Annotated in this window: 15 protein-coding genes; 6 read left to right on the forward strand and 9 right to left on the reverse strand. The window is 55.9% G+C overall.

What is annotated here, in order from left to right:
• Positions 1-15: 15 nt before the first annotated feature.
• Positions 16-1,041, forward strand: a complete 1,026-nt coding sequence (locus ACWKWE_RS07155) for a hypothetical protein (RefSeq protein ID WP_483850106.1) — start codon at positions 16-18, stop codon at positions 1,039-1,041.
• 471 nt (positions 1,042-1,512) lie between these two features.
• Positions 1,513-2,232, forward strand: coding sequence for an HNH endonuclease (locus ACWKWE_RS07160; protein ID WP_483850107.1), 720 nt, complete (start codon positions 1,513-1,515; stop codon positions 2,230-2,232).
• A 325-nt stretch (positions 2,233-2,557) separates the two neighbouring features.
• Here the strand turns inward: ACWKWE_RS07160 and ACWKWE_RS07165 are convergent, their stop codons facing one another.
• From ACWKWE_RS07165 to ACWKWE_RS07175, 3 genes are all read right to left on the reverse strand, one after another.
• Positions 2,558-2,800: a hypothetical protein gene (locus tag ACWKWE_RS07165; protein ID WP_483850108.1), complete on the reverse strand. Its 243-nt coding sequence runs from the start codon at positions 2,798-2,800 to the stop codon at positions 2,558-2,560.
• Positions 2,797-3,291: a hypothetical protein gene (locus tag ACWKWE_RS07170; RefSeq protein ID WP_483850109.1), complete on the reverse strand. Its 495-nt coding sequence runs from the start codon at positions 3,289-3,291 to the stop codon at positions 2,797-2,799. Before ACWKWE_RS07170 ends, ACWKWE_RS07165 begins: the two co-directional genes overlap by 4 nt.
• Positions 3,292-3,447: 156 nt before the next feature.
• Positions 3,448-3,738, reverse strand: coding sequence for a hypothetical protein (locus ACWKWE_RS07175; protein ID WP_483850110.1), 291 nt, complete (start codon positions 3,736-3,738; stop codon positions 3,448-3,450).
• Positions 3,739-3,996: 258 nt separating this feature from the next.
• Between ACWKWE_RS07175 and ACWKWE_RS07180 the strand changes: the two genes are divergently transcribed.
• The 3 genes from ACWKWE_RS07180 (at position 3,997) to ACWKWE_RS07190 (ending at position 6,289) form a co-directional block, all read left to right on the forward strand.
• Positions 3,997-4,938 carry a restriction endonuclease gene (locus tag ACWKWE_RS07180; RefSeq protein WP_483850111.1) on the forward strand — a complete coding sequence of 314 codons (942 nt, stop codon included), beginning with the start codon at positions 3,997-3,999 and terminating at the stop codon, positions 4,936-4,938.
• A 127-nt stretch (positions 4,939-5,065) separates the two neighbouring features.
• The gene (locus ACWKWE_RS07185) at positions 5,066-5,290 is read left to right on the forward strand and encodes a hypothetical protein (protein ID WP_483850112.1); all 225 of its coding nucleotides are present in this window, start codon (positions 5,066-5,068) and stop codon (positions 5,288-5,290) included.
• A 345-nt stretch (positions 5,291-5,635) separates the two neighbouring features.
• A complete protein-coding gene (locus tag ACWKWE_RS07190; RefSeq protein WP_483850113.1) occupies positions 5,636-6,289 on the forward strand; it encodes a DcrB/PsbP domain-containing protein in 654 nt (217 codons plus the stop codon).
• 65 nt (positions 6,290-6,354) lie between these two features.
• Here ACWKWE_RS07190 and ACWKWE_RS07195 read toward each other — a convergent pair whose 3' ends face one another.
• Both ACWKWE_RS07195 and ACWKWE_RS07200 read right to left on the reverse strand, forming a co-directional pair.
• Positions 6,355-7,524 (reverse strand): hypothetical protein, encoded by a 1,170-nt coding sequence (locus ACWKWE_RS07195; RefSeq protein ID WP_483850114.1) that lies wholly within the window; start codon positions 7,522-7,524, stop codon positions 6,355-6,357.
• Between the two features lie 102 nt (positions 7,525-7,626).
• Positions 7,627-8,262 (reverse strand): LysE family translocator, encoded by a 636-nt coding sequence (locus tag ACWKWE_RS07200; RefSeq protein WP_483850115.1) that lies wholly within the window; start codon positions 8,260-8,262, stop codon positions 7,627-7,629.
• Positions 8,263-8,534: 272 nt separating this feature from the next.
• Between ACWKWE_RS07200 and ACWKWE_RS07205 the strand changes: the two genes are divergently transcribed.
• Complete coding sequence (locus ACWKWE_RS07205; protein ID WP_483850116.1) at positions 8,535-9,608, forward strand: diguanylate cyclase; 1,074 nt, start codon at positions 8,535-8,537, stop codon at positions 9,606-9,608.
• A gap of 1 nt (position 9,609) precedes the next feature.
• On the opposite strand, the gene ACWKWE_RS07210 is transcribed toward ACWKWE_RS07205, so the two are convergent.
• From ACWKWE_RS07210 to ACWKWE_RS07225, 4 genes are all read right to left on the reverse strand, one after another.
• Positions 9,610-10,491, reverse strand: coding sequence for a hypothetical protein (locus ACWKWE_RS07210; RefSeq protein ID WP_483850117.1), 882 nt, complete (start codon positions 10,489-10,491; stop codon positions 9,610-9,612).
• Between the two features lie 53 nt (positions 10,492-10,544).
• Positions 10,545-10,976 carry a hypothetical protein gene (locus ACWKWE_RS07215; RefSeq protein ID WP_483850118.1) on the reverse strand — a complete coding sequence of 144 codons (432 nt, stop codon included), beginning with the start codon at positions 10,974-10,976 and terminating at the stop codon, positions 10,545-10,547.
• Between the two features lie 117 nt (positions 10,977-11,093).
• On the reverse strand, positions 11,094-12,359 hold the full coding sequence (locus ACWKWE_RS07220; protein WP_483850119.1) for an efflux RND transporter periplasmic adaptor subunit: 1,266 nt from the start codon (positions 12,357-12,359) through the stop codon (positions 11,094-11,096).
• Positions 12,352-13,770, reverse strand: coding sequence for a TolC family protein (locus tag ACWKWE_RS07225; protein ID WP_483850120.1), 1,419 nt, complete (start codon positions 13,768-13,770; stop codon positions 12,352-12,354). The genes ACWKWE_RS07220 and ACWKWE_RS07225 overlap by 8 nt, the downstream gene beginning before the upstream one ends.
• Between the last annotated feature and the right edge of the window lie 59 nt (positions 13,771-13,829).

Here is a 13,829-nt window from a genome sequence, read left to right on the forward strand (position 1 = left end):
GCTCTAAGCTAATATATGACTACAGAAAAACTAATCACTAACCTTGAATTAGCCTACCAAAGCGTGCAAGAGGAAAGTCAATTCCTCAACGTAATTGATAGCTTGACAAAAAACTACAACCATATTGAACGCACGCAGTTAAATCTGTTAGTGCTTGGCGATCTTAATGCGCTTCTACAAAAACAACCGCAAGCCCGGCAACAAATAGTTGCCGATGTTCAAGCATCGCTGCGGCTACAAAAATTCAGCACCGTTACAAGAGCCGCTCACAGAATCAGCCAGGCGCTTGAAAAAATTGATCTTCCTATAACTTACAAAATACATGAAAAAATTCTTGCCTTAACAGATGCTATAGATGACCAGCTAAACATCCACAGCGTCGAAACTTCTGTAGAACTTGCAAAATGCGCTGCAGATTTTAGCAATGCGTTTTTAGAATTAACCCTTTACAAGCCAACCCTATTAGAAACAATTGCCAAAGATTTATATTCAGCCGATCTCGAACATTCAAGCATAACAATCTACTTCGCCGAAAATATTTCACTTGAAGTATTCTCAATTCGAACATCTGCGTTGAATGCGCTGATCGAAGAATGCTGTAATATTGTAGATATGAGTTCAAACCAAGCCGGAGTTCAGATAAACAAAATCGAATCCGGCAGCTATTTCGCAAAAATTTCTGCAAACCCCTTAGTTATCGCACTCCTAACCACAGTAATCACAAACGGCACTAACCATTTATTCTCAACTTTCGAATCCAACGCTGACCTCTCGTTACGAAATTCGACGGAAATTGTTGAAAAGCTACTTAACATTAGAGAAACCCTGAGAAACAACGGATTTGATACCAGTGACTTAGATGAAAACCTAAAGAAATCCACATTGACCATATCCAGACAGCTGGAGAAATTTCTAGCAAATAGCTCGAGAGTGGAAATTAACAACATCAGTATTAGTACGGCACCTCAAAGAATAGGCAGCGAAGCCATTGCTCAGCCCGAGAAAAAAACTATAAAAAATTTAAGCCCTCCTTCCATCTAACACTTACTCAATAAGCTATTCCGCTATCTAATGGGAATAGCTTAATCTACATCGGACATCGTATTCATCTACCTAAATCACCAAAACAGTGCCAAGTGAAAAGCCCAAAACGATTAGCGCATTCCAATAAATCCAGCTGAAGAGCTCGAAAGTAATAAATTCTTCCAAACCTGATCAATGCTCGTTACCCGGAATTGCCGCGCAACTATAGAATTTCATAATTGATGGAACTATATATAGCGAAGGGTTTACGCGCGAACGCCCCAGTACATCCCCGAAAACCTGTGAACGAAAGTGTATCAATCTGGGTGAGCACGTTCAACGCAGGTACTGGCACTCCTAGCAGTTGCATAAGGGGCGTGCGAACGATTCATGCCTGCAGAATAGCCGCAACCACACGTAGGAAATTTCCTAGACAGCGATGGTAGCCACTCAGTATCGTTCAGGGGTTTTCAACCCGTGGCGACGATTATGGACATCGACAAGACCAACAGCGATTGGAGTGAGCAGGAAATTCAGGCCGCGGTCGATGCCTACCTCGACATGCTGGAACGCGAAAAGAAGGGCCTCAAGATCAACAAAGCTCTCGAGAATCGCGTGTTACGTGAAGGGCCGTTAGCGGGTCGTACGAAGGGATCGGTCGAGTTTCGTATGCAAAACATCTCGACCGTTCTGGCAGAGATGAACCAAGAACGCATTATCGGTTACAAGCCCGCGAAAAACGTCGGCGCGAATGTTATCCGCAGCATTCGCGAAGCTCTCGGCGCATACAGCCATGTGGCGTCTCCTGAAGACTTCGAACCTACAGCGGACGAGGCGATACTCGAACAACGGGCTTTGAAGCTGGAAAAGCATCCGTTGAAGACGCCGCCGAAGGGCATTGAAAAGCCACAACAATCACCCTCTACGGGCAAAGCGTACATTCGGGATCCTGAAGTCAGAGCTTGGGTACGCCAGCAAGCTAAAGGCATTTGTGAAGGCTGTGGCCAGCCTGCCCCTTTTCAAGTCAATGAAACCCCATTCCTCGAAGTTCATCACGTCAAGCACCTGGCACATCAAGGCTCTGACCGCCCGAGCAACGCGGTTGCGCTCTGTCCGAACTGCCATCGTCGATGCCATCACTCCAGCGATAAACAGGCGTTCACCGATGCTCTCTATGACAAGGTCAAGCGGCTTGTCCCGGAGCCTTGACCTATGTTGTTTCGTCAAGATGATGACTTACCTCATCAGGCACCGGTCAACATCGCTAACGGATCGCATGGTACCAAGCGTCAAGACTAACCATAGTAATCCCTGTATTTGTCACAGTTGAAGAACAGCTCCAGCCCTATACACCACGCGACAACACCCCCCCAGATAAAAAAATCGTCGACCTGACTGTCGGGCATGAAGGTCGCGCTTGCACCTGCCATGATGAGAGCAAGGCCAACATATTTGCGCTGTTGTCGCTGCCTAATTTTGCGGTTGAACAGGTACCAACTGGTGCATGTGAGAAAAAGACCGAAGAGGAAGAGCATCAAGATTGTCCCTCTTCTCTTTCGCTGTGATCGCGGCCAAACAGCAACCCGATTCCCGATGTCATCAGTGTGAGCACCATGATGAACGGAGCATCGTCAAAGATTGGCGCCCGAAAAAACGCTGCTACGCCAACACCTGACAATGCCAGCCCGACCGACTTTCTTAGAACTCGCGGTCTGAGCTTGAAGACCAATAGGTATTGGATTGTCATGCAAACCCCGAAAAGCATCGGGTCAGTCATCGGATCGAGACTCCACCTTGGGCTTCGATCAGCATTGATTTGGCTGAATGCTGCGGCCCGATGCCTCCGTTCACCCATGCTTGAATGTCGATGAGGACGTCGCCCGCATGGCGCGTTCCCAGTGCCGACCTGACGCCAAATCCGGTCGCGACGCCGGCGGCATTTCTTGGGCCGGACGACTTTGCCGGAAATACCAGGCGACCGACCGCCGCGGCTACCAAGGCCCATGAATCATTGGTGTCGTTGATTTGTCCCGCTTGGGTTCGTGTCAGCGGATCAGACACCGCGATGATCATTTCGCACGGGCGTTTCTGGGCGAGCATTCGGTCGTAGAGCTCGACCAGCACGTCATGGATTTTCCAGTTGATCTGGACAAGGTCACAGAGCTGCAGGGACCGGAGCTTACGCACGTCCTCTGGCATGACGACAACGCGCGTCGCCTGAAACCGGATGTTGAAACGGCCGTAGTATTGAATCCTTTCCAGCTCCATCGAATGCGCCCGCAATAATAGTGAGGCGTCGGATTCTGCTGGGCTGGATTGAATTCAGGAATGCCGGTTAGGTGGAAATGGACGAGCCTTACTTATGGTTCGGAGAAGTCCTACGCGGAGGCGCCCATTTCCGGGATATCGAGTTGTGTGCGGTCTCTACCCCTTTGTCCTCGCCCGATACTCCTGCACCATCTCCTTCGTAACATCCTCCTTAAAGCACAACGGCGAGTACCCACCCGGCCGACTGTATGCACTGCGTTTCCCACACCGGCTTCCATTGCGGGTTGCGTTGTAGGGACATGGGCAGTTGCCGGAGTAGTTGGCGATGGAGTCTTCGATGAGGATCTGCGCGATGGCGGCGTCGGTGAGGCGGGTTTCTTTTGCGTTGACGGTGAAGGCGCTGAGCAGTGCGAGTGCTGCGATGAAGAAGGTTCCTACCTTGGTCATGGCTGTTCCTTAGCGGTGCGGATGGATTTTCCGGACAGCGTTTTACCATGACATCATTGAGCCACCACAATGCTTTTTCGCTGTAGAATGTGAGCGCATTCCTACTGCGGTGAATGAGGGTTCTTACAGACAGTTCGTTGTTTTCCGGGCCGAATTTCTACAGAGGGCCTATGATCGCTGCCGTCGGCAAGCCGGAGTGCTACACGTCAGCCATCTGTTAATCGAAACCTCTTAATGGAAGTGTGAAAGCCCACGGATATGGCCAAGAAATCCTCTCTGTTTGACGACCTCTTTGTAATCGCCAGCAAATTGCCTTGGTGGCTGAGTCTTTCGATTGCGCTGATCTCAGGCGTTGGCCTGCACGCGGTAGCCTCGTCTACCCCAGCGCCGTTCTCTGGCGCCCCTCATCAGTTTCAGTCGGTCGTTATCGGCAATATGACGCGGGTGGCGGCGGGCATTGGGCAGTACGCGCTGCCATTCATTTTCGGTTGCGGCACGGTGGCCTCGCTCTTCCGCCGTTTCCGATCACGCACGTTGTTGAAATCCGTCACCACCCCAGGCGGCAATACGTTGCTGAGCATCAGTTGGCGCGAGTTCGAGTTGTTGGTGGGTGAGGCGTTGCGTCGTCGCGGTTTCAAGGTGCAGGACACGGGCGGATCCGGGCCGGACGGCGGGATTGATCTGGTGGCGCGTAAGGACGGTGAAACCTATCTGGTGCAGTGCAAGCAATGGCGCGCGGTGCAGGTGGGTGTGCCGGTGGTGCGCGAGTTATACGGGGCGATGGCGGCCGAGGGGGCTGTCGGCGGGTTCGTGGTGACGAGTGGGACGTTTACCAGGCAGGCGCGGGACTTTGCTTCAGGACGCAATCTGCAACTGGTGGATGGGGACGTGTTGCGGCAGTGGATTGCCGAGACGAGCAAGCCCAATCCCCGGCCAACGACTGACGTGGCGCCCGAGGGTGTTGAGCCTGCGGTGGTTGAGCCGATGCAGCCAGCGGCGGTGGTTCTTGAACAAGGGCCTGAAGAGCCAGTGGCAACGCCGGCCGTGCCCAAGCCGCCCGCCTGTCCGCATTGCCGCAAACCGATGGTGATCCGCGTCGCTCGCACTGGCGCAAACGCTGGTGGTAATTTCTGGGGCTGCGGAGATTATCCGAAGTGTCGTGGCATTCGACCTATCTTTGGGCCAATGAAAAACATTTAATTCCCTGACGCGCACATAACTTTTTCGCTATTCAACATTTAGCCGGGTTTCATTTGATCCTGAGGCGCTGGGTTCTTACAGTGGCCTCACCTAATCGAACTTGCACACGCAAGAAGGTTTATTTCAAATGTTCAAATCCATCGGCATTATCAGCGCACTCGCTGTGTCTTCATTGATGGCCTCCCCTGCCGTTTTCGCCGAAGAATCTCCTGCCTTCGTGGCCCGCAACGAAGCGCTGCAAGCGAACGTCGAGCAGCACGAAGAAGCCCTGGCTGCGAAGGCCAAGGAGCAGGACAAGACGCAGCAAGCCTCAACCTACGACCCTCAAGCGGAGAACGCCAAACACACCTGACCTGTACGCCGTTTCTGTTCTGTCTTTTTCTTTGTTGTGTTTCTGTTGTTGCAACTCTCCGCGTCGTTGCTCCCGACGTGGGGCCCCAAAGCTCCAAACTTCAGCCGCTTTCCCTAGCGGCTTTTTTTTCGGCCTTAAAAAGTGACGACCGTAATAACGATGAAATAACGGGCCTGGGATGGTTAATTAACAACAGGCTTGAAGCCACGTTTCGCTGTTAGATCTTTTCGCGGGCAAGCGCGCCCCTTACGGTCATCGGTCTGCGCAAACGCATTTCTACCCATCGCCTGCAAGCGTCAGGCAAAATGCGGACCTCTGTAGGAATTAGCCTTTGATGAGGTAGGAATGCGCTTGCTCACCCTGAAATCAGCTTTGATCTGCACTGCGCTGTCGCTTGGCCTGAGCGTGGCGGGTGCCCAGGCTGCCACCGACACGAAGCACCCTGCCAAGTCGTCCAAGACCACTCACTCGACTAAATCCTCGAAGGCTTCGAAAACTTCCAAGACCGTGCCTGCCAAACCCACGGGGCAGAAGGTGTCGATGCTGGGTGGCAAGTTCGTGTTTTACCTGCCCAAGGACTACGTCAAAGGGCCGATGGAAGAGATCGATGATAAGGCGAAGGCTGCGGGGGTTACCGGCTCGCTGTACATGAACAAACCCGCGAAGCGTGTGGTGATCATCACGGAAACACCGCTGCCCGACGGCAAGACAGTGCCGTCAAACGATACGGAAACCCTGGACGACATCATCGCGGAAACCCTCGTTCAGCAGCAGTCCAGCTACAAGGACTTCAGCAAACTGGGCGAAAAGAAGGTCGTCAGAAGAGGCCTTGGGCTGCGTCAGCTGGATATCTCAGGCAGCGTCGATGGGGGCAAGGTGCTGAGCACCACCGTCGCCGCGGCCTCCGGCAATCGCACGGCGATGGTCAACGTGATCTCGCTGGCGAAGGATGCCAAGGCTCACGGGACTTTGGTGAAGGGTGTGACGGGAAGCAAATGATGAGTGCTGCTTTTTGGGCAGCGATTGCTGCCTGAAAAGCAGCAGACCTGCCTTCTCATCCGAGCTTACTGTGGCAACACCACCCTCACGCCCCCGGGATGCGCCTTGATCGCGGCGTACGGCACCACCGACCATTCCGGCCCTTCACAGGCGCGCATGACCCGGGCGAAGTATGGGCCGACGTAGATGCCTTCTTCGGTGAAGTACCAGGACGGGAAGCCCCAGACGGATTCGTCGGTGTAGTCGCAGTCGTCGTCGGTTTCGGGGGCTTTCATGTCGTCGGGGTGGGCGGCTTTCAGTTGGCTGACGAGCCAGGGCGCGAAGGCCTTGCTGCGGTAGTCCGAGTACGTGTCGAAGCTCACGCCGCCTGCTTCATCACGTTCATAGTGGAAGAGCTTGCCTTTGCCGACCCAGAGGACATCTTCCAGCGTCAGTTCCTTTCCGGTGGTCGCGTCGAGGTTAAGGGGCGAATCGCCGAAGTCTGGGTGTGCGCCGCCGCAATCGTAGGAGGTGGAGATGTTGAGGCTGATGATGCCGGGCGTCATCAGTTCCGGGGTGACGGACTGATCGAACTCACCTTCCGTACGGCTGCCACCGAGCATGCATTGGTGGTAGCTGACAACTTCATTCCACAGCCGCGAGCGCAGTTGCCGGTTGATTTTCTCGGCCTGTTCGGGGGCGTAACCGGAAGTGATTTCGAACAGGGTGATGCCGGATTCGGGCTCGACCCACCATTGCAGGTCGTGCCCCATAAACGTCTCTTTTTTATCAGCCTTGAGTTTCAGCTGGCTGAGGCGCAGGTAGTCGTAAGGAGAGTCCCGATAGATGTCTTGCCAGCCAGGCTCGGCGGTGGGATCGGGCGCGGTGATCTTCTTTTCGCTCAATTGCACCTTGTAGGATTTGCCCTTGGAACTGCTCCACTCCCCTGCCCAACCGGCGTCTGAGGATTTATGCAGATGCAGGGTGGGCAAGTCGGGGTTGTCGTCGTAGCTCAGGCCTTCGGTCAGCGTCAGATCCTGCCCGGTCTGTTTGCCGGAAAGCGCCAAATCCTTGTGGTACTTCTCATAGAAGTAGCGCCCGCTGATGTCGTCGGGCTTGGTCAGGTCCAGCTCTACCACGATGGGCGATTTACCGAGGGTGCCGGTGAAGACGTGCAGGGCATCAGCGGCATGAGCGAGCGGTGCCATCAACGCGGCGAGGCACGTCATCTGAGGGAGAAAGCGTTTCAGGGGCATCAGCCGATCCTTTGAAATGATGCGAATTCGGCGGCTAATCTGGCCGTTGACGCCACATCTGACAAGGGATTGGTGAACGTTTTTTCAGAAGGTGTGAACCCGTCACTTTCTGCTTTCGACCGCCATGCGCACGGCAAAGCCGAACAGCACCGTGCCCATCAACCAGCGCTGCACGTTAGCCCACGTGGGTTTGGTGGCCAGAAACACCGCAATCGACCCTGCCGCCATGGCGACCATCGCATTGACCGTGAGGCTGACGCCGATCTGCGCGCTGCCCAATATCAGGGATTGGCTGAGCACGCTGGTGCCCGATCCGACGGTGATGAATTGCGGCAGCAGCGAGAGGTAGAGCACGGCGACTTTGGGGTTAAACAGGTTGGTGAGCAGCCCCATCAGAAACAGCTGCTTATTGCTGTCCTGCGGCAAAGACTTGACCTGAAACGGCGAGCGGCCGCCTGGTTTGACCGCCTGCCAGGCAAGGTACAACAGGTACAGCGCGCCCGCGATGCGCAAGGTGTCGTAAGCGTAGGGCACGGCCATGACCAGCCCGGTGATGCCGAATGCCGCGCACAGCATGTAGAAGATGAAACCGATGCCAACGCCGCCGAGGGAAATCAGTCCTGCCTTGCGACCTTGTGAGATGGATCGCGAAATCACGTAGATCATGTTCGGTCCCGGCGTCAGGACCATGCCCAGAGAAATGAGGGAAAAGGCGATGAGGTTCGAGAGTTCCGGCATGAGCGCTGTCCAGCCATTGTAGGAAATGACCCGCTCGAAAGCAGCCGAGAGGGGTTGTGCGCATTCCACGCCAATCCCTGGGGAGCGTCTATAGACAGATTCGGGAAAAAAGCACCCGGACAGATGCCAGGCTTAACGACAGCCGGTGGTGATTATTCGACCAGTAGTGGCAAATTGCTCTTCCCACCCTCAGGGAAGGGGGTGACACTCAGAGTCGTTCGTCGTGGCCGATGTTTCAGTCGGGATGCTGCGTCACTACCCGGTGAAGAGCTATGAACACCTCAGTCCGTAAAGGTCTCTCGTTTGCCCGGCGCATGCATGTGCCGCGCAGCGTGGGGATGGGCATCGGCTTTTTTGCCGTTGCCGCCGCGCTTTACCCGTCACACCCACCGGTTTGGGTCTGGGTGGTGATGGTCTTGCATGGCTATGGATGGCCCCACTTGGCGTATCTTCTGGCTAAGTTATCAAAACAGCCCTACAAGGCCGAACGCCGAAATCTGATGTACGACTCGCTGGCCGGTGGGTTCTGGGCCGGCGCGATGGGGCTTAGCCCTCTGGCCAGCGTGACCGCGTTGTCGATGATGGCGATGAATAACATCGCTGCGGGCGGACCACGGCTGTTTCTGTTGGGCAGTGTGGCTCAAGTGGTCGGCGGGCTGGTGGCTTATGGCATTTTCGTCCCCGAACTGTTTCCTGACATTAGCCAGATCCAGATCTACGCCTGCCTGCCGATGTTGGTGATCTACCCAATGGCGATTGGCCTGGTGTGCTATCGGGTCGCGGTGAAGCTGTCGAAAAGCAAGAAGGCGCTGGAAAAACTCAGCACCACCGACAGCCTGACCGGCCTGATGAACCACGGTGCCTGGAAGGACCTGCTGCGGGTCGAGTTCAACAATTGCCAGACACTCAAGCGTCAGAACAGCGTGGCGCTGATCGACATCGATCACTTCAAGACCATCAACGACACCTACGGCCATATCATCGGCGACAACGTGCTCAAGCAATTGAGTGGTGCCTTGACCGCGAGCCTTCGGGAAACGGATCTGGCCGGTCGCTACGGCGGCGATGAATTTTGCGTGATCCTGCCCGATACGACGCTCGCGCAAGCCAACGACATCCTCGAACGCCTGCGCCGAACGGTGCACGACCACGCCCACACCGCCCTTCCCGACCTGCGGCTAAGCCTGAGCATCGGCATCGCGGCCTACGGCCCACACCTCACCGACGCAGGTATGTGGCTGCATGAAGCGGACATGGCGTTATACGCCGCGAAAAGCACCGGGCGAAACCGAGTCAATTCGGCGCCGCCCGGGGTGAGAGCGCGTGGGTCATTGGCGTTTGAGTGAGTCAGCGGCGAAGCCGGGCGATGGTTTGGAAGAGCGTAGGGATGGCGTTTTGCTGGAGGTACTTGTGAATGGCTTGACGTAACGTTAGTGGGGTGTTTACAGAAACGTTGGCCGTGTCTGGAGAATACGGTCCTGTCGTTTGTCCATTTTTTTCGGACGTTGAGGCCGTATATCGAGGCAATCTCGTTTTCAGGTCATAAACTTCTGTAGAAAGATGTTTTACACAATTTTTTTGATTCGGTTGAAAATGAGAGAAGCGCGAGCCAAAGTCTTCCACGACCGTGCCGACTGAGGAAAACTTATTGACCATCTGTTCAACAAAATCAAAATTCAGATAATGCAAGGCACTGTGTTTGGCATCTAACGCATTGCGCAAAAAACCGGTATCGAATCGCGTGCTCTGGAAGGCTTCGCTTTGTAGGATACGCGCTGCGGTGGCGGCATTCTTATCAGTAAATAAATAAGTCACTTCATGCCCCTCAGAGTCAAAGCTCATGCCCGGCGCCTGCGGCAAGATCCTCTGGCCATTATTATGCAACCGATAGAGAGCAAGGTTTCCCGCCAACTCGTCTACATAAGCGAGGTCGACGCCTTGACCGCTTGCAAACTCGTAGACGTCAGCCATCATTTCTCGGTCCATTTTGGTCAGAAATGGCAGCGGATCTATCGCGTTCAACCACGTAGAACTATGGCTGACTGGAGGTTCGTTAAGCTGTCCCGCGAAAAGGCGCGCCATTAATAAGGCTCGTCCGCTGATGGACACTGACGCTGCTTGCAAAGCCGGCGCAGTGGCAGGATGAGACATCGAGGGTGCTGGTAAGTCCTTACTCTTCGGCGGCACTGGGTAAGGGGGTGGATAGCCATCTGGAATTGAAATGCTCATGTGATTTCCTCGCATTGGAATCCGCCCTCGGTTACCGAAGGCGGACATTTCAGTTAGTAGCTCAAGTTGAACCGCACTCGGTCTTCGCCGGAGGGCTGACTGTTGCGCGCGCCACCCGCTGCTGACCAATGCCGAATAACAGCAATCGATCCAGGTCTGAACAGCTCCCCTTTAAAGCGGTAGCTAGTACCTGAGGAATTAGGAGCAATCTCTTCACAATTATCGGGATTGCTTCCAGAGGCATAGCAGAGCTCCACACGCTCACCGACGCTTTGAGGGAATCCGGTGGTACTCCAATCGATAGATTCGAGCGTATACATCGCGCGCGGCCGAGTATCCATATAACCAATCGGAAAACTTGCACCCCCAGCTCCCGGAGAAACAACTATTCGATAAGGCATTTTCGACTTCGTCACCGAAAACTCCCCCGCCATCCCCGACATCGACACAAACACCAACGCCAGCGGCAATAGTTTTTTATTCATGATTCATATCCTTATTTCTTGTTCTTTATTTATTCAGGCCGAACAACTCCCGTGAGCCAAACTCACCAAAAGGTTTTCAGTCCTTTTTGTAACGGATCAAACTTCGTTATCGAATCGCTAATCCATACTGACCTCCCTCCGTACGAACCCGGCGTCCATGCCAAACACTTCCACCCCACTGACCGTCGTCTTTCCCAAGGTGACGGGGCGCATTGATTCCGGGGCATCAAGCGCCGCCCGATGAATAACGAAATGTCCGCCCTGCTTTTCACCCACGGCATCGGTGGGCAGGACGACGGCGTCGGGGTGGCGGGCGATGAGGATCGACAGCCGTGCGCTCATGCCCAAACGCAGCCGTTGACGGCTGTCCCGATCAAGCGGTGGCAGGCTTACGGTGACGTGGTAGGAAGCGCCGTTGCCGCGCATGTCGGACTCAATCGCCTGAGCGCCTACAGCGGTGATCGTGCCGTGCAACACGTCGTTGAAGCCGTCACCGCTGATCTCGGCGGGCATGCCTTCATGCAACTGGTTGATGTCGACCTCGTCCACCCTCGCCTGCACCTTCAAACGTTCGACGCTGGCCAGACCGAACAACGCCTGCCCCTGGCTCACCCGCGCGCCCACGGCGATGGGTCGGTCGTTCGAGGTAGACGGTCCGTCCGGCAGACGCAGGACGATGCCGGAGAAAGGGGCCCTGATCTCGCCGCGCTGTTCGAGTGCGAGCAATGCGTCATGCCGGGCACGCGCACTGGCGAGCTGCATGTCCGCGATTTGTCGATGCTCTCCCTTCCCTCGCTTGCTGACCTGAGCCAGCTCAGCTTGAGCCGCCGAGACATCCAGCGACTGCGTGCGCAGTTGCTGCGTCAGGCTGTCGACCTCCATGCGCGGCACAATGCCCTGTTCCAGCAAGGCCTGCGTCTCTGCGAGTTTGCGTTGGGTATCCGCCAGCCCCAACTGACCACTGCTTAGCGCCCGGCGTGCCCTGGCCATTTCGTCGCCGTCAGCCCAGCTCTCAAACACCTGCACAGCGCTTTCGGCCTTGAGACGTTCGGCCAGGGCTTCCCGAATCTGCAGGTGCAACAGGTCGGGGCTGATCCTGAGCAACAACTGGTCTTGAGCGACACGTTGATCGATGGCGAACATGTGCGCTTCGATATGGCCCTCGAAGGGCGCGATCAACGTCATGGCCTCTCCGGGCACGATACGTCCGACCAGACCGATGCGATGCTCCAGCGGAGCCGGCGTGACCTGTACCCAGCGCTCCGTTGGCGCTGGCTCATCCTGCCTGCTCCCATAAAAGCCCGCACCTGCGATCAGCAGCGCCAGAACGCCCGCCATACCCGCCTTCAGAGCAGCGGGTTTGAGTTTCAATACGTCAGTCATTGAGCGCGATCTCCCAGCTGTCCAGGGTCGTGCCCAAGCGTTCATCCAGTCGTGTCTGGGCATTGAGGTAGGCGATCAGCGCATTGAGCACGGCATTCTCGGCGCGACGCAGGTCCTCCTCGAAACTCAAGACCTGAAAGGTGCTGGTGCGCCCGACGTGCAACCTTCGCCTTTCCACAGCCAGTTTTTGCTCGGACAAGCTGCGACTGCGAAGGGCAATTTCGTATTGCCGCCAATGGGTCTGCATCGTACGAATGGCATCGGTGACTTCCTGCTCCAGCGACTGTTGGGCTTCAGCCTGTTGCAGCGCCTGGGTGTCGACGGCGACCTGGGCGTGAACCCGTCGCTGGCGTTGCGCAGGGTCGCCAATCGGAATGTCCAGTTGCACGCCTGCGTAGGCATTCCATCGCCTGTCCTGACGTTGCTGTGCATTCGACGAATTACGCTGGCGATCCTCGGCGGCTCCGGCGACCAGAGACAGGTCCCACTGTTGATGATTTTTGGCGATCAACAGGTCGATATCGGCCAGCTCCTCTGCAATGCGCTGTCGCAGGTAGGCGGGCTGACGTTGTCGGGCAATGCTCAATGCGTGCTCGGGATCGATGTCGATACGCTCGGCGCTCAGATCATCACTGGCGTGCAGCGGTGTGGTGAGGTCCAGCGCCAACAATTTCAGCAGCGACCGACGGCTCGCCTCCAGGTGATGCGAGGCCTGTTCGGCATTGAGTTCCTGATAGGCCAGATCCGCCTCATTTTGCAGACGATCCACCTGCGCCATGCGCCCGGACGCAATCAACGCTTCGTTGACTCGCATCTGCTCGCGCGACCGCTCCAGCGCACGAGTCACAATCCGCAGTTGCTCTTGCGCCTTGAGCAACTCGCGGTAGGCAGACACGATTTGAGTCACGCTTTGCGCCACTGACGCTTCCAACCCGAGCCGATGGCTGCGTTCGTTCAACCGCGCGCGCTGGCGGGGAGCGGTGACGACGTCCCGCCCCGCGTTCTTCAGTAGCGGCTGCACAACTTCGATGCCCAGGCCCCGCTGTTGCTGGCGGCCTGCGCGATCAGTCCGATCGACCCGTTGCGCCCAGGACAGGCTGAAGCGGGTTCCCCATTCCGTGTTGAGCGAGGCTTTCGGCGTCAAGCCGACTTCCTGTCTGCGATCCTCCGAATCACGGCGTGCAAGCTGCCGAGCGCTTAAATAAAAGCGCGGAGAGAAAAAAGCCTCCGCCACCTGCACGTCGAACTTCTGCGCCACCCGCTGCAAGTAGGAGCGGCGAATGTCCCGGTTGGTGCGCAGTCCCAGTGCCACTGCGTCAGCCAGGCTCAATTGCAGGCTGCTGACAGTGCCTTGCGACAAGGCCCATTGGCCACCCTTCGTGGCAGACACGGGCATACTCGGCGCAGACATCGGGGGTTCCGGCCCCACCTCACTTCGCGCCTGCTCAATCGACAGGACGCTGAACACCA

This window comes from Pseudomonas salicis (assembly GCF_057128705.1).